General features: G+C 59.3%; 19 protein-coding genes. 10 read left to right on the top strand and 9 right to left on the bottom strand.

Going from position 1 to position 23,333, the window contains the following annotated elements; translation table 11 throughout:
* The first annotated feature begins 1 nt into the window (after position 1).
* Together CAF74_RS05275 and hppD are read left to right on the top strand one after the other, a co-directional pair.
* On the top strand, positions 2 to 949 hold the full coding sequence (locus CAF74_RS05275; RefSeq protein WP_085745545.1) for a DMT family transporter: 948 nt from the start codon (positions 2 to 4) through the stop codon (positions 947 to 949).
* 246 nt (positions 950 to 1,195) lie between these two features.
* Positions 1,196 to 2,272, top strand: coding sequence for a 4-hydroxyphenylpyruvate dioxygenase (gene hppD / locus CAF74_RS05280; RefSeq protein ID WP_007958955.1), 1,077 nt, complete (start codon positions 1,196 to 1,198; stop codon positions 2,270 to 2,272).
* 63 nt (positions 2,273 to 2,335) lie between these two features.
* On the opposite strand, the gene rarD is transcribed toward hppD, so the two are convergent.
* The 3 genes from rarD to CAF74_RS05295 form a co-directional block, all read right to left on the bottom strand.
* Complete coding sequence (gene rarD / locus CAF74_RS05285; protein WP_085745546.1) at positions 2,336 to 3,217, bottom strand: EamA family transporter RarD; 882 nt, start codon at positions 3,215 to 3,217, stop codon at positions 2,336 to 2,338.
* 139 nt (positions 3,218 to 3,356) lie between these two features.
* Positions 3,357 to 4,370 carry an aldo/keto reductase gene (locus tag CAF74_RS05290; RefSeq protein ID WP_085745547.1) on the bottom strand — a complete coding sequence of 338 codons (1,014 nt, stop codon included), beginning with the start codon at positions 4,368 to 4,370 and terminating at the stop codon, positions 3,357 to 3,359.
* A 69-nt stretch (positions 4,371 to 4,439) separates the two neighbouring features.
* Positions 4,440 to 5,339 carry a LysR family transcriptional regulator gene (locus CAF74_RS05295; RefSeq protein WP_085745548.1) on the bottom strand — a complete coding sequence of 300 codons (900 nt, stop codon included), beginning with the start codon at positions 5,337 to 5,339 and terminating at the stop codon, positions 4,440 to 4,442.
* A gap of 97 nt (positions 5,340 to 5,436) precedes the next feature.
* Between CAF74_RS05295 and CAF74_RS05300 the strand changes: the two genes are divergently transcribed.
* Both CAF74_RS05300 and CAF74_RS05305 read left to right on the top strand, forming a co-directional pair.
* Positions 5,437 to 5,802 (top strand): hypothetical protein, encoded by a 366-nt coding sequence (locus CAF74_RS05300; RefSeq protein ID WP_085745549.1) that lies wholly within the window; start codon positions 5,437 to 5,439, stop codon positions 5,800 to 5,802.
* 1,327 nt (positions 5,803 to 7,129) lie between these two features.
* Complete coding sequence (locus tag CAF74_RS05305; RefSeq protein WP_085745550.1) at positions 7,130 to 7,501, top strand: DUF6124 family protein; 372 nt, start codon at positions 7,130 to 7,132, stop codon at positions 7,499 to 7,501.
* A gap of 56 nt (positions 7,502 to 7,557) precedes the next feature.
* Here the strand turns inward: CAF74_RS05305 and CAF74_RS05310 are convergent, their stop codons facing one another.
* Entirely contained in the window at positions 7,558 to 8,868 is a 1,311-nt protein-coding gene (locus tag CAF74_RS05310) for an MFS transporter (RefSeq protein ID WP_085745551.1), read from the bottom strand.
* 171 nt (positions 8,869 to 9,039) lie between these two features.
* Here CAF74_RS05310 and CAF74_RS05315 point away from each other — a divergent pair, with 171 nt between their 5' ends.
* From CAF74_RS05315 to CAF74_RS05330, 4 genes are all read left to right on the top strand, one after another.
* On the top strand, positions 9,040 to 10,164 hold the full coding sequence (locus CAF74_RS05315) for a sugar diacid recognition domain-containing protein (RefSeq protein WP_085745552.1): 1,125 nt from the start codon (positions 9,040 to 9,042) through the stop codon (positions 10,162 to 10,164).
* Between the two features lie 91 nt (positions 10,165 to 10,255).
* Positions 10,256 to 11,395, top strand: a complete 1,140-nt coding sequence (locus CAF74_RS05320) for a glycerate kinase (protein WP_085745553.1) — start codon at positions 10,256 to 10,258, stop codon at positions 11,393 to 11,395.
* 223 nt (positions 11,396 to 11,618) lie between these two features.
* On the top strand, positions 11,619 to 13,244 hold the full coding sequence (locus CAF74_RS05325) for a methyl-accepting chemotaxis protein (RefSeq protein WP_085745554.1): 1,626 nt from the start codon (positions 11,619 to 11,621) through the stop codon (positions 13,242 to 13,244).
* A gap of 41 nt (positions 13,245 to 13,285) precedes the next feature.
* Positions 13,286 to 14,473: a pyridoxal phosphate-dependent aminotransferase gene (locus tag CAF74_RS05330; protein WP_085745555.1), complete on the top strand. Its 1,188-nt coding sequence runs from the start codon at positions 13,286 to 13,288 to the stop codon at positions 14,471 to 14,473.
* Between the two features lie 125 nt (positions 14,474 to 14,598).
* On the opposite strand, the gene CAF74_RS05335 is transcribed toward CAF74_RS05330, so the two are convergent.
* From CAF74_RS05335 to CAF74_RS05355, 5 genes are all read right to left on the bottom strand, one after another.
* Positions 14,599 to 15,567: a D-glycerate dehydrogenase gene (locus CAF74_RS05335; RefSeq protein ID WP_085745853.1), complete on the bottom strand. Its 969-nt coding sequence runs from the start codon at positions 15,565 to 15,567 to the stop codon at positions 14,599 to 14,601.
* A 21-nt stretch (positions 15,568 to 15,588) separates the two neighbouring features.
* Entirely contained in the window at positions 15,589 to 16,887 is a 1,299-nt protein-coding gene (locus CAF74_RS05340) for an MFS transporter (RefSeq protein ID WP_085745556.1), read from the bottom strand.
* Between the two features lie 137 nt (positions 16,888 to 17,024).
* Complete coding sequence (locus tag CAF74_RS05345) at positions 17,025 to 17,990, bottom strand: sugar kinase (RefSeq protein WP_085745557.1); 966 nt, start codon at positions 17,988 to 17,990, stop codon at positions 17,025 to 17,027.
* Entirely contained in the window at positions 17,983 to 18,765 is a 783-nt protein-coding gene (locus CAF74_RS05350) for a sugar phosphate isomerase/epimerase (protein WP_085745558.1), read from the bottom strand. The genes CAF74_RS05345 and CAF74_RS05350 overlap by 8 nt, the downstream gene beginning before the upstream one ends.
* Before the next feature lie 64 nt (positions 18,766 to 18,829).
* Positions 18,830 to 19,855: a LacI family DNA-binding transcriptional regulator gene (locus CAF74_RS05355; protein WP_085745559.1), complete on the bottom strand. Its 1,026-nt coding sequence runs from the start codon at positions 19,853 to 19,855 to the stop codon at positions 18,830 to 18,832.
* 241 nt (positions 19,856 to 20,096) lie between these two features.
* Between CAF74_RS05355 and CAF74_RS05360 the strand changes: the two genes are divergently transcribed.
* Positions 20,097 to 20,897: a hypothetical protein gene (locus CAF74_RS05360; RefSeq protein ID WP_085745560.1), complete on the top strand. Its 801-nt coding sequence runs from the start codon at positions 20,097 to 20,099 to the stop codon at positions 20,895 to 20,897.
* Positions 20,898 to 21,052: 155 nt separating this feature from the next.
* Positions 21,053 to 23,179: a hypothetical protein gene (locus tag CAF74_RS05365; protein WP_085745561.1), complete on the top strand. Its 2,127-nt coding sequence runs from the start codon at positions 21,053 to 21,055 to the stop codon at positions 23,177 to 23,179.
* Positions 23,180 to 23,333 lie beyond the last annotated feature (154 nt).

Below are 23,333 nucleotides of genomic sequence, written 5' to 3' on the forward strand. Positions count from 1 at the left end.
TATGAGTTGTCATGAACCTGTTCGTCCGGTCGCCTCGGACATGCCCGTCTATTTGAACCTGGCCTTGGTCACCATGATCTGGGGCGGAACGTGGGTGGCCGGGCGTTTTCTGGCCGGCAGCCTGAGCCCGGTGTTTGCTGCCAGCCTGCGGTTTCTGCTGGCCAGCGTGGCGTTGCTCGTGTGTTTAAGGCTCGCTCGAATACGGTTGGCGCGGCCTACGTTCAGGCAATGGCTGCAACTGGCCCTGTTGGGGTTCTTCGGAATTTTCTTCTACAACCTGTGCTTCTTTTACGGGTTGCAATACATCAACGCTTCCCGGGCCTCGTTGATCGTGGCGCTGAATCCGGCGGTCATTGGTCTGGCGTCATGGCTGCTGTTCAAGGAGCGGCTGAGCCCGTTGAAGGTGACCGGCATCGCAATCTGCATCGGCGGGGCGGGTGTGGTGATCGTCAGTCGCAACCCGCAGCTGTTGAGCGAAACGCCGGACGCGTGGATTGGCGATCTGCTGATCCTCGGCTGCGTTTTGAGCTGGGGCGTCTATTCGCTGTTCTCTCGCGGCCTGAACCAGAGCATCGGTCCGGTGCAGACCGTGACCTTTTCGATTCTGCTGGGCACCCTGATGTTGTGGGCGCTGGCCCTGAGCCGGGGCGAAGTGGACGTTGCAGCGCTGGCGGCACTTGGCACACGCCAATGGCTGAGCCTGGCTTATCTGGGCGTACTCGGTTCGGCGCTGGCCTACATCGGTTACTACGATGGCATCCGTAAAATCGGCGCCACACGCTCCGGCGTGTTCATTGCGCTCAATCCGCTGACCGCCGTGCTGGCCGGTGCAATCCTGCTGGGTGAACAGCTGACGCTGGCCATGTGCCTGGGCGGCGTGCTGATTCTGGCGGGCATCTGGCTGTGCAACAAACCCCTTGCACCGGCCGGAAAAAAGCGGATTTTATAGAGAGGGCAGACAACCCTATTTACGCTGTGTAGAATCGGGTTACGCATACAATAATAATCGTCTTCTGGCAGCAGAAGCCTCGCCCGCAAGAGCCTTGGGTCGACAATGAAGATATTCGGGTTTCAACTGATCTACGGTGACTTCCTCGCCCGCAGTGTGCGTGGCATCTCCTGTGCGCCACCCACCGGTCTCAGCATTACTGACAAATAACTCTGGTTAATTGATAAGAATGATGAGGCGCCAACCATGGCAGATTTATACGAAAACCCAATGGGCCTGATGGGCTTCGAGTTCATCGAGTTCGCATCGCCGACACCTGGCACCCTGGAGCCGATCTTCGAGATCATGGGCTTCACCAAGGTCGCGACCCACCGTTCCAAGAACGTGCACCTGTATCGTCAGGGCGCGATCAACCTGATCCTCAACAACGAACCCCACAGCGTTGCTTCGTACTTCGCGGCCGAGCACGGCCCGTCCGTTTGCGGCATGGCGTTCCGGGTCAAGGATTCGCAGAAGGCCTACAACCGCGCACTGGAACTCGGCGCCCAGCCGATCCACATCGAAACTGGCCCGATGGAACTGAATCTGCCGGCGATCAAAGGCATTGGCGGTGCGCCACTGTACCTGATCGACCGTTTCGGCGAAGGCAGCTCGATCTATGACATCGACTTCGTGTTCCTCGAAGGCGTTGACCGCAACCCGGTCGGTGCCGGCCTGAAGATCATCGACCACCTGACCCACAACGTGTATCGCGGTCGCATGGCCTACTGGGCGAACTTCTACGAGAAGTTGTTCAACTTCCGCGAAATCCGCTACTTCGACATCAAGGGCGAATACACCGGCCTGACCTCGAAAGCGATGACAGCGCCGGACGGCATGATCCGCATCCCGCTCAATGAAGAATCGTCGAAGGGCGCCGGGCAGATCGAAGAGTTCCTGATGCAGTTCAACGGCGAAGGCATCCAGCACGTGGCGTTCCTCACCGACGACCTGGTCAAGACCTGGGATCAGTTGAAGAAGATCGGCATGCGCTTCATGACCGCGCCGCCGGACACCTACTATGAAATGCTCGAAGGCCGCCTGCCGAACCACGGCGAGCCGGTGGATCAACTGCAATCGCGCGGCATCCTGCTCGACGGTGCGTCGGATAAAGAAGACAAGCGTCTGCTGCTGCAGATCTTCTCGGAAACCCTGATGGGCCCGGTGTTCTTCGAATTCATTCAGCGTAAGGGCGATGATGGTTTCGGCGAAGGCAACTTCAAGGCTCTGTTCGAATCGATCGAGCGTGACCAGGTGCGTCGTGGCGTACTCGCTACCGAGTAATCCGCACCAGATGTAAAAAAGCCCGGCCTGCAGAAATGCAGGCCGGGCTTTTTATTGCGCGTCTTACGGGCGCCGTTGGCGCATCAGATGCTTGAAGCCTTCAAACACCAGCACCACCACGGCGAGCCAGATCGGGATGTAGGTCAGCCATTCTCCGGGCTTGATGCTCTCACCCAGCAGCAGCGCCACGCCGAGCAACAACACTGGCTCTACGTAACTCAACAAACCAAACAGACTGAACGGCAGAAGGCGACTGGCAATGATGTACACCACCAGCGCCGATGCACTGATCAGACCGAGCAACGGAATCAGCCATGTCAGCGCCGGGTACAGATCGAACACGCCGAAACCCTGTTCGCCGCCGCGCACAAACCAGTACGCCACCGGCAGCATCAGGGTCATGTCGACCCACAAACCGCCGAGGTTGTCGGTCTTGAGGTATTTGCGCAGCACGAAGTACAGCGGGTAGCCGACGACCACCACCAGCGTCGCCCAGGAAAACCCGCCGACCTGATACAACTCGTTCAACACGCCGAGGCTGGCAAAAAACACCGCGACTTTTTGCAGGTATGACAGGTTTTCGCCATAAGCGATGCGTCCGGTCAGGACCATGGACAACGGCAGCAGGAAGTAACCCAGCGAGACGTCAAGGCTGTAGCCATTGAGCGGCGCCCACATGAACAGCCACAACTGCACGCCCAGCAGCGCTGACGAAAGAATCAGGCCACCGATCAACTTCGGCAGCGCAGGGATCCGGCGCAGCAGCTCCAGCACCCGCCGCCATTCGCCGGAAACCAGCATGAACACGGTCATGCAGGGCACGGTCAGCAGCATGCGCCAACCGAAGATTTCCACGCCGCTCAACGGGGTGAGCAACGAGGTGTAGTAATACATGACGGCAAACAGCGTCGATGCTGTCACCGATAAAGCAATGCCTTTAGACAAACTGTCCTCGCGGGGGTGATGGTGAAACGGGGCGCGCAGGATACGTGGTTTTTGTGCTGAATATTGGCCGAGTGATCAATATTTCCAACATTCGACACAGGTCCGGTGAGAGCACGGACCTGTGTCGAAGCATAGGTGCTTAAGCCTGATGCGGTTTACGCCCCGACACAAAATGGCTCACATCATTAAACCCCGGCGTAGAAGCATGCCCCGGCGTCACCAGTGAGTCGATAAACGCTTCATCCTCAGCCGTAATCTTCACCGCCTGCGCCTTGGTGTACGCATCCCACTGTTCTTCAGTACGCGGCCCGACAATCGCCGACGTCACCGCGCTGTTGTTCAGTACCCAGGCAATTGCGAATTCAACGATCCCGACCCCACGCTCCTGGGTGTATTGCTGAATCTGCTGGGCAATGCGCAACGACTCCACGCGCCACTCGGTTTCCAGAATCCGTTTGTCCTGACGCCCGGCACGGCTGTTGGCGTCCGGGGTCACGTCCGGTGCGTACTTGCCGCTGAGCACGCCACGGGCCAGCGGGCTGTAAGGCACCACGCCAAGGCCGTAAGTCTGGGCGGCGGTGATCTGCTCGGTTTCGGCCTGACGGTTGACGATGTTGTACAGCGGCTGGCTGATCACCGGGCGATCGACGCCGAGTTTGTCCGCCACGCGAATCACCTCGGCAATCCGCCAGCCGCGATAGTTCGACAGGCCCCAATAACGGATCTTGCCCTGGCGAATCAGATCGCCAATCGCCGAGATCGTCACTTCAAGCGGGGTGTTGTGGTCTTCGCGGTGCAAGTAATAGATGTCGAGGTAGTCGGTGCCGAGCCGGGTCAGGCTGGCCTCCAGACCGTTGAAGATGTGCTTGCGGCTCAAGCCGCTGCGGTTCGGCACGCCATCCACCGGGCCGAAACCGACTTTGGTCGCCAGCACCCATTCATGCCGATGACGGGCGATGGCTTCGCCGACGATCTCTTCCGAGCGGCCGTTGGTGTAGACGTCTGCGGTGTCGATGAAGTTGATACCCTGATCCCAGGCCTTGTCGATGATGCGCAGCGAGTCTTCCGCGCTGGTCTGCTCGCCGAACATCATCGTGCCGAGGGTGAGGGTGGACACCTGCAATCCCGAGTGACCCAGTGTGCGATAGCTCATGCCGAAATCCTTTTGTCGGTGGGAAAGCTTCCATCAAATACCAGAAGCGCCCGGCGCGGCAAAGTGAATTTATCGACGCAATGCCTCGCAGCGCTCGCGTAAAAACGCCTGCAACACCTTGACCCGTTCCGACACCTGCACCCGGTGCGGGCACAACAGATTGAACGGCACGCTCTCGCCGAGCCAGTCATCGAACAGCGTCAGCAGCCGTCCGGCGCGTACGTCTTCGGCCACGTCGAGCCAGGCTTTATAGGCGATGCCGTGCCCGGCTAGTGCCCAGCGGCGGGCGACTTCGCCGTCGTCGCTGAGGTAGTCGCCGCGCACTTCGACCTCGACCGTTTCGTCGTCGCGATGGAAACGCCAGGTGTTGTAGGGACGGCCGTTGCGCAGGTAGAGCAGGGCGCTGTGCTCGCTCAGTTCAGCAGGATTTTGCGGTGTGCCGTGGCGTTTCAAATACACAGGGCTGGCGCAGGCCACGCGGCGATGCTCCTGCAGAATCGGCAACGCCACCATCGTCGAATCACTTGGCACGCCAAAGCGCAGCGCAACATCCACCGTCTCGCGAAACAGATCCGCATGTCGGTCGTTGAGCAGCAATTGCAGCTGAATGTGCGGGTGCTCGCGCTTGAAATCGTCCAGCCACGGCAGCAACACATTGCGCCCGAAGTCCGACGGCGCCGCCAGTTGCAGCACGCCGCTCAAGCCTTCGGTCTGCTGCTTCAGCGCCTGCTCGCCTTCCGCCAGGGTGGCCAGCGCCAATCGCACGCTTTCCAGATACCGCCGGCCTTCTTCAGTCAGGCGCATGCTGCGGGTCGAGCGGGCGAACAGGCGAATGCCAAGGCGGGTTTCCAGACGTTTCAATGCGATGCTGGCGGCCGCCGGCGTCAGCTCCAGCGCCCGGGCGGCGGCGGAGATGCTGCCGGAGTCGGCGGTGCGGACGAAGATTTCCAGATCGAGGATTGAGCTCATTAGTAAAAATCCGTTGAAGATCCTTGGCGTTTTGCGGGATTTTTCCGGGATTGGCAAGCGCAGATACTGAAATCCTGAATAACCGCAGGAGACAGACATGACGTGGACATTTGATCATCTGGCCTTCAACACTGCTGACGGTCAGGCGCTGCAGGACGCTTTTGGTGGGTTGTTGGGATTGATGCCGGGGCGCCGGCCGCCGTTTCCGTTTCCCGGGCGGTGGTTGTATCAGGATGAGCAGGCGTTGGTGCATGTGATTGAGCAGCCGGCGCTGGATGAGGCGGCGTTGAGTCATATTGCGTTTCGTACCGATGAAGACGCAGCCGCGGTTTTGAAGCGGGTGCAGGGCAGTGGGTTGCCGTATCAGGTGGCGCAGGTGCCGGAGGACGGGATCTGGCAGATTTTTGTGAGGATGCCGGGAGGATTGGTGCTGGAGCTGGATGCGAAAACGGAGGTTTTGTGAAATTAAGCCACCACTTGTTTCACTCTAATATTTTTCACAATTAGCATTTTGTCCTTTGATTCTTGAGATTTTCAGCTCAATTAGCGCACTTGGCTATAAGCGAGACTTGGTTATTCAAAAATGCACTTGAAAACTGTCAGAACTGACAGTGGAAATTCGCTCCGCGACACATCAGGATTTATTCAAGCACCAAGAGCTATTCAAATCGGTATTAAACCCGGCATCACACATCAAAAATTGACTTCATTGAAAAATGAAGCAAGCACACGTCGATGTACATCGAAAAAGGAATGCATCATGACCGTCACACAGAAGCAGCCAATTGCACCACTTCCGACGTCCCCATCGATTCCCCTAATAACAGCTCTTAGTACTACTACCCCTCCCTTGAATCCGCCAGGGGTACCAAACGGCGCCCCAGCACCGGTGCTGGACTCCTCGGGTCGTGTTGTTCAACACCCAATACCGGCTACTGCCAGGAATGGGCAAACTATAATTATTTATTTGTCAAATCCCGCCAACGCCCAACTCTGGACTCTTTACAGTGTGACACTAGATCAAAATTTGTTATCAATTATGTACAAGGATCAGAACGGTGTATTCAAGTGGTGGGGGTTGTGGGAAGGGCTGAAAAATAACCAAGTCCCACTAGGGACCTATGAGATAAAAGTCACATACTGGACTTCTCCAACTTCGGTAGCAATCGTTTCGCAGGCGTTAACTATTACGTATTCTTGATTAAAGCAAAAAGCCAGAGTGGGAAGCTGAGCAGGACAGCACGACAAGGTCATAATTAAAGATGCTGGTGAAGCCCAGTCATATTGACAGTTAATTAATGGAAATAAGAAACCTGTCTTTCTGGGGTATGTGGAAACCAGGTAATCCGCCCGATGTAAAAAATGCTCCGTATTTAAAGATACGGAGCATTTTCGTCATGGGCTGCTCAGTGGCGGATTTATTTTTCGGGATTTGGTGAGTGTTTAAGTGTGGTGTTTAAAGGACACGTTCAGACACGCACCCCAGGCTACACAACCTTGCGCCGTTGCCTACGACTAAGCCAGAATCCGCCGGCTTGTGCGCTCAAGGGCCGGGTTTTATCGTTGTCCCGTCGCTGAAAAGAACAGCGATCGGGTTTGGTAGCCCGGGTCTTTAAGTGCAGAGTGCTCCATTTTGTAGAGTCTTTTGTCTCTGTTTTATGGTGGTCATTCGCAGGGCACCTTCGGGTGCGCCGTTTCTCCTAAGGCCCGGTCTACCAACCTGCGTCTGGCCACCACCATCGTTTGGTAGCGAGTGTGGTGGCTCCAATAAGCGCCTTAGGAGTTTCACCATGATCAAACCAACACCCAACCCACCCGAAACCGACACCACCTCGCCCTACGAGTCCCTCGACTCCAAGACCTTCCACGAAGCCGCCGAACGCGCCCTCGATCACTACCTCAATCCGCTGCTCCCCAGAAAACCGCTGCTCAAACCCAACACCCGCTACCTCATCGCCCCCGGCATCGACAGTGAAGAACTGCTGGCCGATGCCTCTGAAACCCTGACCTGCGCCAAAACCATGGCCACCGACTTCGCCGGGCTGGTGGACGGCTCGCATCGGCATGTGCTGCTGGGGATCGCGCAACTGATCATGCTGGGGGAACTGGCGGTGAATCGGGCGCTGGATAATCTGGAACTGAAGGCTGAAGCGCCGCTGTAGCCAGATCTAAAAGAAAAACGGCCCGTAATGGGCCGTTTCTGTATTTCGACTAATGCTTAAGCCCGCAACGTCCGCGTCATCCGCAACGCCAGCAGACTCCCGCCAACAATCACACCCGCCAGCAGATACAACGCCGCATCGGTCGACCCAGTGCTGTCCTTCACCCAACCAACAAGGTAAGGGCTCAAGAACCCCGCCATCTGCCCCATCGAGTTGATCAACGCCAACCCACCCGCCGCAGCGCCCGCGCTCAGCATGGCCGTCGGCACCGGCCAGAACATCGGCAGACCGGTCAGCGCGCCCATGGTCGCAATGGTCAGGCCGAGAATCGCAATCGCCGGATTCGCCGCGAAGTTCACCGCGATCAGCAGGCCGACAGCGCCCATCAACATCGGCACCACCAAATGCCAGCGACGTTCTTTACGCAAGTCCGCCGAACGACCCACTACCAGCATGAACACGGCGGCCAACAGATACGGAATCGCACTCAACCAGCCAATCACCAGGTTGTCGCTGAAGCCGAGGTTCTTGATGATCGACGGCAGCCAGAAGTTGATCGCATATACGCCGCTCTGGATGCAGAAGTAGATCAGGCCGAAGGCCCAGATGGCCGGGTTCTTGAACACGGCAATCAGCGAATCGGAAGTGGTTTTCGGCTTGTTCGCCAGGTCTTCTGCCTGATCCGCTTCCAGCACCGAACGTTCATGCGGGGTCAGCCATTTGGCGTTCGCGAAGTTATCGCTCAACAGGAAGTAGGCGAGTGCGCCGAGGATTACAGTCGGAATGCCTTGCAGCAGGAACATCCACTGCCAGCCGGCGAGGCCACCTTGCCCTGCGGCGAAGTGATTGAGGATCCAGCCGGAAAACGGGCTGCCGAGCAAACCCGAAACAGGGATTGCCGACATGAACAGCGCCATGATCCGGCCACGGCGGAAAGTCGGGAACCACTGCGAGAGATACAGCACAACGCCCGGGAAGAACCCGGCTTCGGCGGCGCCAGTGAACAGGCGCAGGGTGTAGAACTGGGTTGGCGTGGTGACGAACAGCAGGCAGGTCGACAGCGTGCCCCAGGTGATCATCATCAGCGCAATCCAGCGCCGGGGGCCGAACTTGGTCAGCGCCAGGTTGCTCGGTACGCCGCACAGCACGTAGCCGATGAAGAAGATACCGGCACCGAGGCCGTACACGGTTTCGCTGAATTTCAGCGCGTCGAGCATCTGCAGTTTGGCGAATCCAACGTTGACCCGGTCGAGGTAGTTGAACAGGTAGCAGATGAAGATGAAGGGGATCAAACGCAGGGTGATGCGTTTGTAGACGGCGTTTTTATCGTCATCGATGGTCTGGGCGGCAGCGGCGCTCTGCGACATGGCGGCTCTCTCTTTATTATGATTTTTTGCGATGCAAAGGGTAACGTTGATCGCCCTGAGAGTCTCGGCCACCTTTGGCCGGATTGTCTTTGTGCCTGAGCACAGGGTTTGCCGCCAGACCCTGTGCGGGTGAACAACCGTCCGCGCCTGTTTTCAAGGATTCCAGCCCCTATGTTCGAACTCGATCACGACCTCGCCCAGGACATCGTCGACCGGGCCATGGCCATTTTGCCGTACAACGTCAACGTCATGGACAGCCAGGGGCTGATCCTGGGCAGTGGCGAGCCGGAGCGCATCAACACCCGCCACGAGGGCGCGCAACTGGTGCTGGCCAACGGACGGGTGGTGGAGATTGACGCGCAGACGGCGGTGCATTTGAAAGGTGTGCAGCCGGGGATCAATCTTCCGCTGTTGCTCGATCAACGCTTGATCGGCGTGCTTGGCATCACCGGTGAGCCGGAGCAGCTGCGCACTTACGCCGAACTGGTGCGCATGACCGCTGAAATGCTGGTCGGCCAGCGCAACCAGCAATCCGAGCAGCAATGGCGGCGGCAGCGTTGCGATGACTTGCTCGCGCTGCTGTTGAGTGAAGCAGGGGATTCGCCGCGCTTGGTGGATGAAGCCCAGCAGCTAGGGCTCAAACCGCAACTGACACGAGTGCCGTATCTGTTCGAGTTGGGCCTGGAACACGGACCGGGGCAAACCGTCGAGGCGCTGAGTGCCTGGCTGATGTCGCGCTATCCCGACAGTTGGTGTGTGAGCTCGGCCAAGTCGTCACTGCTCTGGTGCCGGCCGGCGAGTCAGGCCGTCGAGCATGATCGCCTGCTGGAAAAGCTCGATGGTCTGGGCTGGAACATTCTGCGTATCGCGGTGGGCGGGCAGGCCGACGGGTTGACCGGGTTGCGCCGTTGCTATCGGCGGGTCGGCGACTTGCTCGCCTATGGCCGCGAAGTGCTGCCGCGTTCACGGCTGCTGACCCTCAATCGCTATCGTTTGCCGGTGATGCTCTGGCGCCATCGCAACGATGATGCGCTGGATGAACTGCTCAAGCCGTTGCGCAAGGTGATCGCCAAGGACAGCAACGGCCAGTTGCTCGCGACTTTGCGCAGCTGGTGCGATCACGACGGGCAGAGCCAGGCCTGCGCAGATGCATTGGGCATTCACCGCAACAGCCTGCGTTACCGGATGGAGCGAATTGCCGAGTTGAGCGGGGTCGATCCGCTGAAGCTCGACGGCATGCTGGCGTTGTATCTGGGGGTGCAATTGCTGCCGCAGACTGACGATTTGTCGAAATGAACAATAAACGCCAATCCAACTTGTGCAGCGGACAGGCGTCAACCGGCAAGGCGACTGGCAGCATGAGGGGCATTGGAACTGGAGAATTTGCATGAAAATCGTCATCGCCCCCGATTCGTTCAAGGACAGCCTGAGTGCCCAAGGCGTTGCAGAAGCCATCGCGCTGGGTCTGGCGCAGGTCTGGCCGCAGGCGACGCTGGTCAAATGCCCGATGGCCGACGGTGGCGAAGGCACGGTGGAGTCGATTCTCGCCGCCTGCGAAGGCGAACTGCGCCGCACCCGCGTGCGTGGCCCGTTGGGCGCAGCAGTTGAAGCTGCATGGGGCTGGTTGCCGCACAATCACACCGCAATCATCGAAATGGCTGAAGCCAGCGGCCTGCAATTGGTGCCGCCGGGGCAACGCGATGCGTGCATCAGCAGCACGTTCGGCACGGGTGAGCTGATCCGCGCTGCGCTGGATGCCGGCGCACAACGCGTCATTCTGGCCATCGGCGGCAGCGCCACCAACGACGGCGGCGCTGGCGCGATGCAGGCGCTGGGCGTGAAACTGCTGAATGCTCAAGGGCAAGCTCTGGTGCCGGGCGGATTGGCGTTGGCGCAACTCGCACGTCTGGACCTGAGCGAACTCGACCCGCGTCTGGCTCACGTCCGTTTCGACATCGCCGCTGACGTCAACAATCCACTGTGCGGCCCCCACGGCGCTTCGGCGATTTTTGGCCCACAAAAGGGCGCATCACCGGCGCAAGTTCAACAACTGGATCAGGCCCTCGGCCACTTCGCCGGACTCTGCGCGCAGGCGTTGGGCAAGGACGTACGCGATGAACCGGGCAGTGGTGCCGCAGGTGGGTTGGGCTTTGCCGCCAAAGCGTTTCTCGGCGCACGCTTCCAGGCCGGTGTCGAAGTCGTCGCAGAACTGGTCGGACTGTCCGACGCAGTGAAGGGCGCAGATCTGGTGATTACCGGAGAAGGGCGCTTCGATGCCCAGACCCTGCGCGGAAAAACCCCGTTTGGCGTGGCGCGGATCGCCAAGCAACACGGCGTACCGGTAATCGTCATAGCCGGTACGTTGGGCGAGGGCTATCAAGCGCTCTACGATCACGGCATCGACGCTGCATTCGCGGTCACCAGCGGCCCGATGTCCCTGGAACAAGCCTGCGCCGAAGCCCCGCGCCTGTTGCGTGAACGTGCAACAGATATTGCTCGCGTATGGGGTATGGCAGCTCCAGCCTGACCTGTCAGTCATCATCTGAAGCGAAGGGTGTTTCACCGCTGAAACACCCGCAACACTTTGAAAAATATTTCATCTTTCCCCGCAAACTTCCTCAAGCCTGGCCGATACAGAAGTCAGGCGCACACAAGACTTCTTAAAATAGTGACGCCGGACTGAAGCCCGCCCCAAGGGCCAGTGATCACGGCATGGACGCTCGTAGTTTCAATCATCCGAGAGTCCTCCTATGTCCTTGCGTAATCTGAATATCGCGCCCCGTGCCTTCCTCGGTTTTGCTTTTATTGCCTTGCTGGTGATCGTGCTTGGCGTGTTCGCCGTCAACCGCATGTCGATCATCCGTCAGGCTTCCCTGGAGATGGACTCGACGCAGTTGCCAAGCGTCACCCAACTCGCCGTGGTCACGGAAAACGTCTTGCGTCTGCGCATTCTGTCGTTCCGCATTCTGGTCAACCGCGAACCGGCCGGTTTGCAGGAAGCCCAGACCCGCATCGGTGTGCTGGTGGACAAGGTGCGCGCTGCCCAGGCCAGTTACGCGGCATTGCCGGCCGGCCCGGAGGAACGCGCGTTATATCAGGAGTTTTCGACGACTCTCGACAACTATGTGCAAGCGCAGAACCAGATGATGGAGCTGTCGCGCCAGGACAAGCTCGACGAGATGCGCGCCCTTATCAACACGAAGATCAAGGACGGCACCGACAAGATGGGCGAACAGCTCAACAAGCTGATCGCGATCAACGCTGCCGATGCGAAAACCGCTTCCACTCAAGCGGGTGAGTATTACAACAGTGCCATTACTGGAATCATCGCCGTGGCCGTGATTGCCGCGTTGCTGACCGTGCTGTTGGCCTGGCTGCTGACCCGCAGCATCGTCACCCCGCTGAACCGCGCCGTCGCTGCCGCGCAAACCATCGCTGGCGGCAACCTGACCAAAGCCATCGAAATCGACGGCAAGGACGAACCGGCGCGCCTGCTTGAAGCGCTGGCGGCGATGCAGACCAATCTGCGTAAAACCATCGAACAGATTGCCGGCTCCGCCACGCAACTGGGCGCCGCTGCCGAAGAACTCAGCGCCGTGACCGAAGAAGCGTCCCGTGGCCTGCAACAGCAGAACGACGAAATCGAACAGGCCGCCACCGCCGTCAACGAAATGACCGCTGCTGTAGAAGAGGTCGCACGCAACGCGGTGTCGACTTCCGAAGCCTCGAACCAGTCGACCCACGCTGCCCGTGAAGGTCGCGACCAAGTGGTGAAAACCGTCGATGCGATCCAGACCATGACCCACGACGTCCAGAACACCGCGCAAATGATCGAAGGCCTGGCCGCTCAGGGCCGCGACATCGGCAAGGTGCTGGACGTGATCCGCGCCATCGCCGAACAGACCAACCTGCTGGCGCTCAACGCCGCCATCGAAGCGGCCCGTGCCGGTGAAGCGGGTCGCGGTTTCGCCGTGGTGGCGGACGAGGTTCGCGCCCTGGCCCATCGCACTGCGCAATCGACTCAGGAAATCGAAAAAATGGTCGCCGGCATCCAGAACGGCACCGGCGAAGCGGTCGAGTCGATGCAGCAAAGCAACCAGCGCACCCAGACCACCCTGGAAATGGCCCGCGCCGCCGGTGTTGCACTCGAGCAGATCACCCAATCGATTCACCAGATCAACGAGCGCAACCTGGTGATCGCCAGCGCTTCGGAAGAACAGGCGCAGGTGTCCCGCGAGGTCGATCGCAACCTGGTCAACATTCGCGACCTGGCCACCCAATCAGCTGCCGGCGCGAATCAAACCAGCGCCGCGACCCACGAACTGTCGCGTCTGGCGGTGGATTTGAATGCGATGGTGGCGCGCTTTGTGATTTGACCTAGGGTGAAGGCTGGAGACCGCGCAATCAGGAGACGTACATGCGCTATTCAGCCTTGACCCAACGAATCGCCGGGGAGGGAGCAGCAGCCTGGCGGATTCACGACCGAGCGCTGGAGCTGCGCGCCGAAGGGGTCGATGTGTTGCTGCTGTCGGTGGGTGATCCGGATTTCGATACGCCGCTGCCGATCATCCACGGCGCCATCGACAGCCTGTTGGCGGGCGATACCCATTATTCCGAAGTGCGCGGCCGGCTGGAGTTGCGCAGGCACATCGCCGAGCACCATCGGCAACGCAGCGGCCAGGACGTCGATGCCGAGCATGTGATCGTGCTGCCCGGCGCGCAATGCGCGGTGTATTCGGTGGCGCAATGTCTGCTGGATCCGGGCGATGAAGTGATCGTCGCCGAACCGATGTACGTGACTTATGAAGGTGTGTTCGGTGCCTGTGGCGCAACCGTGGTGCCTGTTCCGGTGCGGCCGGAAAACGGTTTTCGCGTCGACCCGGTGGATGTCGCGACGCGGATCACTCCGAAGACACGGGCCATGTTGCTCAACAGTCCCAACAATCCTTCCGGTGCGAGCCTGTCGTTGTTGATCTGGCAGGAGCTGGCGGCGTTGTGCATTCGTCATGACCTGTGGCTGATCAGCGATGAGGTCTACAGCGAATTGTTATACGAAGGCGAGCACGTCAGCCCGGCGAGCCTGCCGGGCATGGCCGAGCGCACCGCGACCATCAACAGTCTGTCCAAATCCCATGCGATGACCGGGTGGCGGATCGGCTGGATGATCGGGCCGAAACCGTTGGCCGAGCATCTGGTGAATCTGTCGCTGAGCATGTTGTTCGGTCTGCCGGACTTTGTGCAGAAAGCGGCGCAGATCGCGCTGGAGAAAGATCTGCCGGAAGTGATGCAGATGCGCGAGGAATACCGGTTGCGTCGGGATCTGGTGTGCGAGCGGTTGCGTGGTTGTCCGGGGTTGTACCCGATCAAACCGGATGGCGGGATGTTCGTGATGGTCGACGTGCGCCAGACCGGGCTCGGCGCGCAGGATTTTGCCGAGCGATTGCTGGAGGGGTATGGGGTTTCGGTGCTGGCGGGTGAGGCGTTCGGGCCGAGTGCGGCGGGGCATATTCGCATCGGGCTGGTGGTGGATAGAGTAAAACTGGCGGATGCGTGTTCGCGGATTGCACTGTGCGCTGCGCAGCTTCTCCAGGTGCGCAGCGCCTGAGGGTTTCCTCCTGATCGTTCCCACGCTCCGCGTGGGAATGCAGCCCGGGACGCTCCGCGTCCCTTCCAGAGCTGGAACGCGGAGCGTCCCTTGAGGCATTCCCACGCAGAGCGTGGGAACGATCATCAGTGGAGAGAATTCACCAGGTTGGCGGGTTTTTCACCGGCCAACCCCGCCAACAGATTCTCCACCGCACACCGCGCCATAGCCTCGCGCGTTTCATGAGTCGCCGAACCCATGTGTGGCGTTGCCACCACGTTATTCAGTTGCAACAACGGCGAGTCATGATTCAACGGCTCACGCTCGAACACATCCAGTCCCGCCGCGCGAATCCGGTTATGCCGCAAGGTTTCGATCATTGCAGCTTCGTCTACTACCTTGCCCCGTGAGATGTTGATGAAGATGCTCTCCGGTCGCATCAGCGCAAACTGCTCGGCGCCGATCAGACCTTCGGTCTGCGCCGTCAACGGCAAGGTCAGACAGATGAAATCCGCCTGTCGCAACAGATCCTCCAAACTGCGGTACTGCGCATCAAAACGTTCTTCAACCGCCGGTTTGCGCGACTGGCTGTGATAGATCACCGGCATCCCGAACCCGAAATGCCCACGCTGGGCCAACGCCTCACCGATCCGCCCCATACCGATGATGCCCAGCGTCTTGCCATGCACATCGGTACCGAAATGCGCCGGGCCGATGCTGCGGTGCCAGTGACCGCCACGCACCATGTTCGCCAGTTCCACCACGCGCCGGGCAGTGGCCAGGATCAGTGCGAAACCGGTGTCGGCGGTGGTTTCGGTGAGCACGTCCGGGGTGTTGGTCAGCAGGATTTTGCGCCGGGTCAGGTAGTCGATGTCGTAGTTGTCGACGCCCACCGAAACGCTGGAAATCGCTTCAAGCTTCGGCGCCAGATCGAGCAGCGCCGCGTCCAGTTTCAGGCTCGCGCCGAGCAAGCCGTGGGCACCGGGCAGGGCGTCGCGCAGTTTCATCAGGCCATCGGCGTCGAGGCTGTCGATCAGTGTCACATCGACCTGTTCCTCAAGACGCGCCATCAATTGCGGCGACAGTTTCTTGTACAGCACAACCTGCTTTTTCATCGCAGTCATCTCTCTATCAATTCAGGAATGAGCCGGCTGCGGACGCGGTGCGACGCGCTTGGCCGTCACCCGGTCGCTTGCGCCGGGCTTGAGAAAAATCGTCAGCACCACCGAGAGCATCAGCGCGCCGCTCATCAACAGGTACGAAGCGCCGGGCGAACCGGTGGAGCTGTTCAGGTAACCGACCAGATACGAACCGCCGAAAGAACCGAGGGCGCCCATGCTGTTGATCAGCGCCATGGCGCCGCCGGCAACGTTGGCCGGCAGGATCTCCGGGACGATGGCGAAGAACGGCCCGTACGGCGCGTACATGCAGGCGCCGGCAATCACCAGCAGCGTGTACGACCACCAGAAATGCTCCGCGCCCAAGGCGTAGGAGCCGTAGAACGCCACCGAGGCAATCAGCAGCGGCGGCCAGACGAAACGTTTGCGCTTTTGCAGTTTGTCCGAGCCCCACGACACCAGCAGCATGCCGATCACTGCCGCCAGATACGGCAGGGCCGACAGCCAGCCGGCCTCGATCATGTCCATCTGCGCACCGGCCTTGAGGATCGACGGCAGCCACAGCACGAAGCCGTAGACGCCGATGCTCCAGCAGAAAAATTGCAGCGCCAGAATGATCACCTTCGGCGAACGGAAGGCCTCGGCGTAGTTCTTCACCGCTTTGATGCCGACCTGTTCGGCAGCGAGCGCGCTTTCCAGATCGTGCTTTTCCTGCTCGCTGAGCCACTTGGCCTGGGCCGGACGATCATCGGCGAGCTTCCACCAGATGAATGCCCAGAGCACCGCCGGCAAGCCTTCGATGATGAACATCCAGCGCCAACTGAAATGCTGCACCAGATAGCCCGAAACCACCGACATCCACAGCATCGTTACCGGGTTGCCGAGGATCAGGAAGGTATTGGCCCGCGAGCGTTCGGCGCGGGTAAACCAGTGGCACAGGTACACCAGCATCGCCGGCATCACCGCCGCTTCGACCACGCCGAGCATGAAGCGGATGACGATCAGCCAATAGGCGTTGGAAACCACGCCGGTCAAGGTGGCGAGCCCGCCCCAGAGGATCAGGCTGACGAAGATCAGCTTCTTGACGCTATGCTTCTGCGCGTAGATCGCGCCGGGCACCTGGAAGAAAAAGTAACCGAGGAAGAATAGCGCGCCGAGCAGCGAGGACAGGCCCGGCGTGATCATCAGGTCGGCGGCCATCCCGGAGGCAGCAGCGAAGCCGTAATTGGCGCGGTCGAGGTACGCCAGGCTGTAGGTGATGAACACGATCGGCATGATGTACCACCAGCGGCGGGTGGCGAGGGTTGCGGTTTTCATGGTCTTGCTCCTGAGCTTGTTGTTTTTGTCGCAGCAGGTTCAATGGTTTATTGCTTGCTCGTTCCCACGTCGAGGCGTCGAACCGTCCGCGTGGGAACGCCTCCGGGGACGCTCGGCGTCCCATGTGACGCAGAGCGTCACGAGCTGCATTCCCACGCAGGAGCGTGGGAACGATCAGCGGTGAGTTCGGATCGGGTCGGCAAACCCTCCATGTCCCCCCGGCTCTGCACCGCCCGGCTGCCAATCCAGTTGGCACGTCTGACCGCCTCGGGAAAACTCTGGTGCTCCAGCAGGGCACTGATCATCCCCACCGCAAACCCATCCCCGGCACCGACCGTATCGACCACGGTTTCGACCGGCACCCCGGCGACAAATCCCTGATCCAGATGCGTGCGGTAATACGCGCCCTGCGGCCCGAGCTTGATCGCCACGGCTTCGGCGCCCTGATCGAGATAGAACGCGGCGATGTCCGCCGGATCCTCAAACCCGGTCAGCAGCCGGCCTTCGCTCAACCCCGGCAACACCCAGTGGGCGAGGGCGGCGAGGCGGTTGATTTCAGTGATCATCTCCCGCTCGCTGGCCCACAGGCTCTGGCGCAGGTTCGGGTCGAACGACACGCTGCGCCCGGCGTTGCGCATGCGGGTCATCAGTTCACGGGACATTTCCCGCGCCGAAGCCGACAGCGCCGGCGGAATGCCGGTGGCGTGCAGGTGCCGGGCGCTTAACAACGTCGGGGTGATCGACTGCGGCGATAGATGACTGGCCGCCGAGCCGCGACGGAAGTATTCGACCGTCGGATCGCTGCCGTCATCGTTGCGCGATTTGAGCTGGAAACCGGTCGGGTGCGCGTTGTCGACTTCGACATGGCTGCAATCCAGGCCTTCGCGGGCCAGGGTTTCGACGACAAATCGTCCCAGCGAATCGGCACCGACACGGCTCAGCCAGGCCACCTTGAAACCCAGCCGTGACAATCCGATGGCGACGTTGCTGTCGGCCCCGGCAATCCGCTTGTGAAACTGCTCGACCGAGGCCAGATCGCCGCTCTGTTCAGCAACAAACATGGCCATGGTTTCGCCGAACGACAGAATATCGATCTCAGACATGAGCAGGCTCCAGACGGGACTGGCCGAGGCGGGCAAGGGCGGCGACGTGTTCGGTGGTCAACTGCACCAGGTCATCGCCCTGCAACGGGTATTCGGCGGCGCGCATGACCCCTTGGGCCATGTGCCGCAGCAGTTGTTCCCACAGATGCAGGTCGGTGGCGGCGGGCGGCACCGCGACCAGTTTGCCGTCGGCACGGCGGGCCACGGCTTTGCAATGCACGTAACCGACATGACGGCCCAACAGTCGAGCGGCACCGGTGGCGGACTGGTCTTGCCACTGCCAGTTGCCGATATCGAAAGTCATCTTGATTGGCAAGTTGTGTTGCTCGACGGCGGCGAAGAAGCGCTGGAACGGTTCGATCCGCCCGCCGTGCAGCGTCTGATCATTCTCTACCAGCAACTGCACCGGGCTTTGCGCAAGGATTTGCGCCAGCGTCTGCAGATCGTTGTTGTCGGTGAAAAAACCAAGGGAGACCTTCAGCCACTTCGAGCCGAACGCTTCGGCGTTTTGCAGCGCGGTGATGAGTTCCGGATTGGGCCGCGACTGACCGGCGAGCCACAGTTCGGTCGGTGAGGAATAGATGCTTTGCAGGCCTTGGGCTTGCGTGGCGGTGGAGAGTTGTTCCGGGACTTCGTTGGTCAGCAACTCTTCGCGCCATTCGATGCGATGGGCGCCGGCAGCGGCCAGCACTTCGATGAAAGAGCCTTGGCCGCGACGGCGAACAAGATCGGCGCCGTAGCTGGACAGGCTGATGGAAACGGCAGGTTTATTCATTGTTATCTACCTCTGAAACCGGTTTCATTTTTGTTCAAAAAATTTTGGGTGGCCCCGCAGGGCCTTATTCTGCCTTGCTGCGCGTCGAACCGCGCTCAATCAGCACCGGTGCAAAATCCCGCGTCCGCGCCGCTTCATCATCCCCACGCAACCGCTTGAGCAAGCACTCAAACGCCCGCGCACCAATCTCCTCCGTCGGCTGAGCGAGGGCAGTAATCCCGCTGCCCACCAACGGATACCAGTCCAGATCATCCAGCGCGATCAACCCGACATCCTCGAACAACCGGCAGCCAATCTCGCGCAAGGCCAGGGTGCAAGCCAACGCCGCCACGCCGTTGGCGCAGAACAGGGCTTTCGGGCCCGAATCAGGTGTGTTCAAAAAGGTTTGAAGATCGTTCGCAAGACTCGAACCGGTTTCCAGCACCGCGCCACGCATGTCTTTGCGCTGACCAATCTGCTGCTGAAAACTGCTGACCCGCTCGATCCGCGAACTGGTGCCGTCATAGGGTTCGGTCACCAGCAGCACATTGCGATAGCCACGCTGCTGAAGATGTTCGAGCGCCATCTCGATGGCCTGCGGGTTGTTCAATCCGACCATGTCACTGTCGAGCCCCTCGACCTTGCGATCCACCAGTACCAGCGGCATTTCCCGCTTCAGCCCATCCAGCTCATCCCGATGATGGCCCAGGGTGTTCACGATCAGCCCTTCGATGTTGTACGAGCGCAGCAGCGCCAGGTGCTGGCGTTCCTGCTCGTCATCGCGGTCGGTGTTGCACACCACCAGGCTGTAACCGTGCCGGCGGCAGGCGGTTTCCACACCGTGCATCACGGCAATCGAATAAGGGTTGCGGATATCGGCCACCAGCATGCCGATCAGACGAGTGCGCCCGCGTTTCAGGCCTCGGGCCATCTGATTGGGGCGGTAGCCCAGTTCGGCAATCGCCTGCTCGATGCGCCGGGCAATGGCATCGGAGAGCAGGGCGCGGTCATCGCCGATAAAGCGCGAGACGCTGGCCTTGGACACGCCAGCGTGTTCGGCGACATCGAGCATGGTCACGCGGCTGCGCTGGGCGGCGGAGAAATCGTTCACGGTTGAAAAAGCCTTTTTATTGGAATTGTTCGAGTCAGCACGGCAAGGCTGAAACCGGTTTCAGATAACCGCATTAACCATCGCTTCGTCAAGCCCGAGAGGATCTGAATCAGAAACAGCTGAAGGTCAATTCCGACCAGCGGTCATCAAACCTGTCAGATCTGACAGTAGGCGAAAGCGCGGTTACTGCGTTTAATTTCTTCCGAAGCAAAGTGTTTTTTACGCCTCTGGAGAACAGTGGATGAGCGCCAAAAAATCCATCGGGACATTCGCCTTGCCGTTGACCATCGAAGGGGTGGGTGCCGACAAAGTGCTGCCTCTGGATGCGCATATCAACGGCGTCACACTGCGCATGTCGCCGTGGGTTGCACCTTCGATCATCCCCGGCAAAAGTGATTTGCTGGAGATCTGGATACTTGAGCCCGGGGCAATATCCGAGACGCGTTTCTACAACAACCTGTTTCCGGTTCCGGTGGTCTTTCCGGGCACGATCCACCTGCCTGCGCAGTACTTGCAACAGACAGGCGACATCACGTTGAGGTACCGGGTGACCTCCGGCGACACCAGTAATGAAGATGACTCGATACCGCAAGTGTTCATCCTCAAGCGCCCGGTTCCGGTCAAATTGAAAGAGGTGGTTTATCCCGACGCGAACCTTTGGGGCTGGCTCATGTGTTTAACATTCCCGGCGATCTGGGATGTGGTGGTCGTGCGGGTTCCGGCGCAACCGGGAACGTTTCTGGCGAATGATGAGTGCGTACTGAATTGGGAAGGCTGCACGAGCCTGAACGGTGTCAACCCAATTCCGGGCACAGCGCTACGAATTCGAAAAACGCTGTCGCAACAGGAAGCGACCTCTCCCCAAGGGTTCGATTTCAGACTCGACAGTAGCTACTACGTCCAATACATCAAACCGATCGAATTCGGATCTGCGATGTGCACCTACACCCACTACCGAAACGGTGTTGCGCTGGCCAGTTCATATCCGGAATTCGTGAAGATCGACAGGCGCCTTTCCGGGAAACCGCCTTGCGGTCCTTGAATCAAGCAGTCCAAAAAAGCAGTGAAAAGCGATAGATCCAACAAAACGTTGGCAGAACGTCAATCCCAGGAACACGCAGCCCGCAGTCGCGAAATTCTTCATTGGGAAACAACGTTGATGGTTCAACAACACACTCATCGATGGAGTTCACGAACATGAATATGCAGGCTAAAACGGGTGGTGGTGCTCTGGCGTTGCCGCCAACGATTGTGGGTCAGTTGGCAGATGGTCGACTGACGTATCAGCAACTGAAAGTTGATAAAAAAGTGACCTTTCAGTTGGCGGACGTTGATGACAAAACTCCGGATGGTGCGCACCAAATTCAACTGTATATCTTTCCGGAAGGGGCGACGCTGATACCGGGAGATCCGACTTATTTAGTGGACACTAAGCTTAAAGCCAGCCAGCCAGGAGGTGACTGGACTTTTCCGGTCAGTTTTGACCGGACCGGCACGCAGCTCAGTATCTTCGTCGACAAGTTCTCGGCTAGCGGGGATTACAACAAGTTTTTTGCAGCGTTCGTTATCATTGACGCATTCGGGAACCTCGACAACTCTCAACCGCATCTCGTGATCCTCATCGACCTGACTGCACAATGGCAGCGCCAACCCGGCACTGGCAATGGCACCGGCAATCGGCCGCCGCAGATCAGCCTGACAGGTTTGCCAACCCTCATCGATGACGCTTGGTTGAACAACCCTGCCAACGCTGGCGGCTTGAACATCACCATTCCAACGGGCTGGACAAAATTCGAACCAGGCCTTGATCTGGTCAACTTCTTCATCTCCCAACTCACCACATTCACCGGCATGCAAGGTGAGGGCGCTGTTGTTGTAGATTTGCCGGTGCGGCCTGACGGCGTTATCAATATTTCACTGGTCATTCTGCAAGCGTTGAAGGATGGCGCGTATTTTTACTCCTACAACCTAGAGGATGACGCGGGCAATATCAGCAACAACGCACCCATCACGCTGCTGTTCAATCGGGTCAGCGCACCGGCCCCGGTGCTGGGTATTCCAAGGATTCCGGCGACCGGTATCAACGGTCAGACGCCCATTACGCTCGCATCATTCAAATCTGATCCAGATGCAGTGGTAATGGAGATCGATTTCCCGACCAACTCGTTGCAAGATGACCGAATCCTGCCGCATATCATGGATTCGAAGGGTATTGTCCATGATCTTGCGGAACAGACAATCCCGGCGCCAGGCACTGCCGGGCCGCTGAAATTCGTGATTGATTACGCCTTTTGGGCGGTGGTCTTCGGCGACCCTAACCGGGACACCGAAGAGCAGGTCGAGTACTGGTACGAATTGATTCGCTCGACGATTACACCGAATCCGGTTTCCACGCCTCAGCAATTTGCTACTGTCGATTTTGCATACGCCGGGGATGAGCAGCCGAACCTTCCTGAACTGGAAAACCCCAATGCCATCCCGGTGATCGTTCAGGGTGGCGGCACGCCTGTGCCTGCACCCAACACGCTTGGCCCGGCTCAGGCCGGTCTTGATGCAACCATGATCTGGAACTTGTGGACAAATCCTCTGCGGCCGATTACCGGTCGAGAAATCGTCACGTTCTTCTATCAGGGCAAACAAGTGGGTCAGCCTGTGGGCGTGCAGGTTGGCGCGACGAGGGTCACCACGCGATTGCCTTGGGCCGAGATTCTGTTGGAAGGGAACGGCACCGGCGCTACCGCGCGCGAGGCCTACATTGTTGTCTCCTACCCCGGCAGTTCAAACGCGATGACGCAGACGCCTGTTACGCGTGTCAACGTGACAGCGATCGTGATCAATCTGCCGGCGCCGAAGATTGTCGTTTCGGCGTTCAGAACCCCCACCGGTGCGGTGGTTCCCGAGAGCTTCTTGATGTCCGTCAACTGCCCGTGTCTGGATCACCCGGCTGTCGCGAACGGACCGATGCCGCCGTATGAGGCTACACGCAGACTGCGGATCAGGGTCGAGCGGGATGCCAACATCCCGACAGGTGCAACGGTTGCGTTAAAATTTGAGGGGCGGACGACCAACGGAGCTGGCGGGACGGTGATACCCAACACGCCATTCACAGATTCCAAGCTCATGCCTGCAACGGGCCCTCTGGAATTTGACGTGCCATACACCAATGTCCGTCCGATCCAGCTGCCGAGCCCCGGTCCTGGCCAGCGTCCGGCGACTCAATATGCGTACATCGAGTATGGGGTCAACGGCATTACAGCGTCGGTCATCGTCCCTGTCGCGCTCTTGAACTCGAGCCTGGTGTATTGCGACCAGAACCGTCCTTGATCGTGCATCAACAGTACTTCGAGTGAAGTTTCCTGCGATGGGGACGGCAGTCAATACCGTCCCCATCGTGGGAATCGAAGTCAGATACGGGTGCTCTTACGGGACAAGGGGATAAGTCGTACGAAGATGGAGATTAGTCCTACATATCCCTCGG

It is taken from the genome of Pseudomonas sp. R45(2017), assembly GCF_002112305.1.
Lineage (GTDB): Bacteria > Pseudomonadota > Gammaproteobacteria > Pseudomonadales > Pseudomonadaceae > Aquipseudomonas > Aquipseudomonas paraglycinae.

Coding starts and splice junctions, on each gene's coding strand:
- CAF74_RS05315 (WP_085745552.1), top strand. CDS start 9,040: ATGTTCGAACTCGATCACGACCTCGCCCAGGACATCGTCGACCGGGCC.
- CAF74_RS05275 (WP_085745545.1), top strand. CDS start 2: ATGAGTTGTCATGAACCTGTTCGTCCGGTCGCCTCGGACATGCCCGTC.
- CAF74_RS05345 (WP_085745557.1), bottom strand. CDS start 17,990: ATGTCTGAGATCGATATTCTGTCGTTCGGCGAAACCATGGCCATGTTT.
- CAF74_RS05365 (WP_085745561.1), top strand. CDS start 21,053: ATGAATATGCAGGCTAAAACGGGTGGTGGTGCTCTGGCGTTGCCGCCA.
- CAF74_RS05325 (WP_085745554.1), top strand. CDS start 11,619: ATGTCCTTGCGTAATCTGAATATCGCGCCCCGTGCCTTCCTCGGTTTT.
- hppD (WP_007958955.1), top strand. CDS start 1,196: ATGGCAGATTTATACGAAAACCCAATGGGCCTGATGGGCTTCGAGTTC.
- CAF74_RS05305 (WP_085745550.1), top strand. CDS start 7,130: ATGATCAAACCAACACCCAACCCACCCGAAACCGACACCACCTCGCCC.
- CAF74_RS05335 (WP_085745853.1), bottom strand. CDS start 15,567: ATGAAAAAGCAGGTTGTGCTGTACAAGAAACTGTCGCCGCAATTGATG.
- CAF74_RS05295 (WP_085745548.1), bottom strand. CDS start 5,339: ATGAGCTCAATCCTCGATCTGGAAATCTTCGTCCGCACCGCCGACTCC.
- CAF74_RS05360 (WP_085745560.1), top strand. CDS start 20,097: ATGAGCGCCAAAAAATCCATCGGGACATTCGCCTTGCCGTTGACCATC.
- CAF74_RS05320 (WP_085745553.1), top strand. CDS start 10,256: ATGAAAATCGTCATCGCCCCCGATTCGTTCAAGGACAGCCTGAGTGCC.
- CAF74_RS05340 (WP_085745556.1), bottom strand. CDS start 16,887: ATGAAAACCGCAACCCTCGCCACCCGCCGCTGGTGGTACATCATGCCG.
- CAF74_RS05290 (WP_085745547.1), bottom strand. CDS start 4,370: ATGAGCTATCGCACACTGGGTCACTCGGGATTGCAGGTGTCCACCCTC.
- CAF74_RS05310 (WP_085745551.1), bottom strand. CDS start 8,868: ATGTCGCAGAGCGCCGCTGCCGCCCAGACCATCGATGACGATAAAAAC.
- CAF74_RS05300 (WP_085745549.1), top strand. CDS start 5,437: ATGACGTGGACATTTGATCATCTGGCCTTCAACACTGCTGACGGTCAG.
- CAF74_RS05350 (WP_085745558.1), bottom strand. CDS start 18,765: ATGAATAAACCTGCCGTTTCCATCAGCCTGTCCAGCTACGGCGCCGAT.
- CAF74_RS05330 (WP_085745555.1), top strand. CDS start 13,286: ATGCGCTATTCAGCCTTGACCCAACGAATCGCCGGGGAGGGAGCAGCA.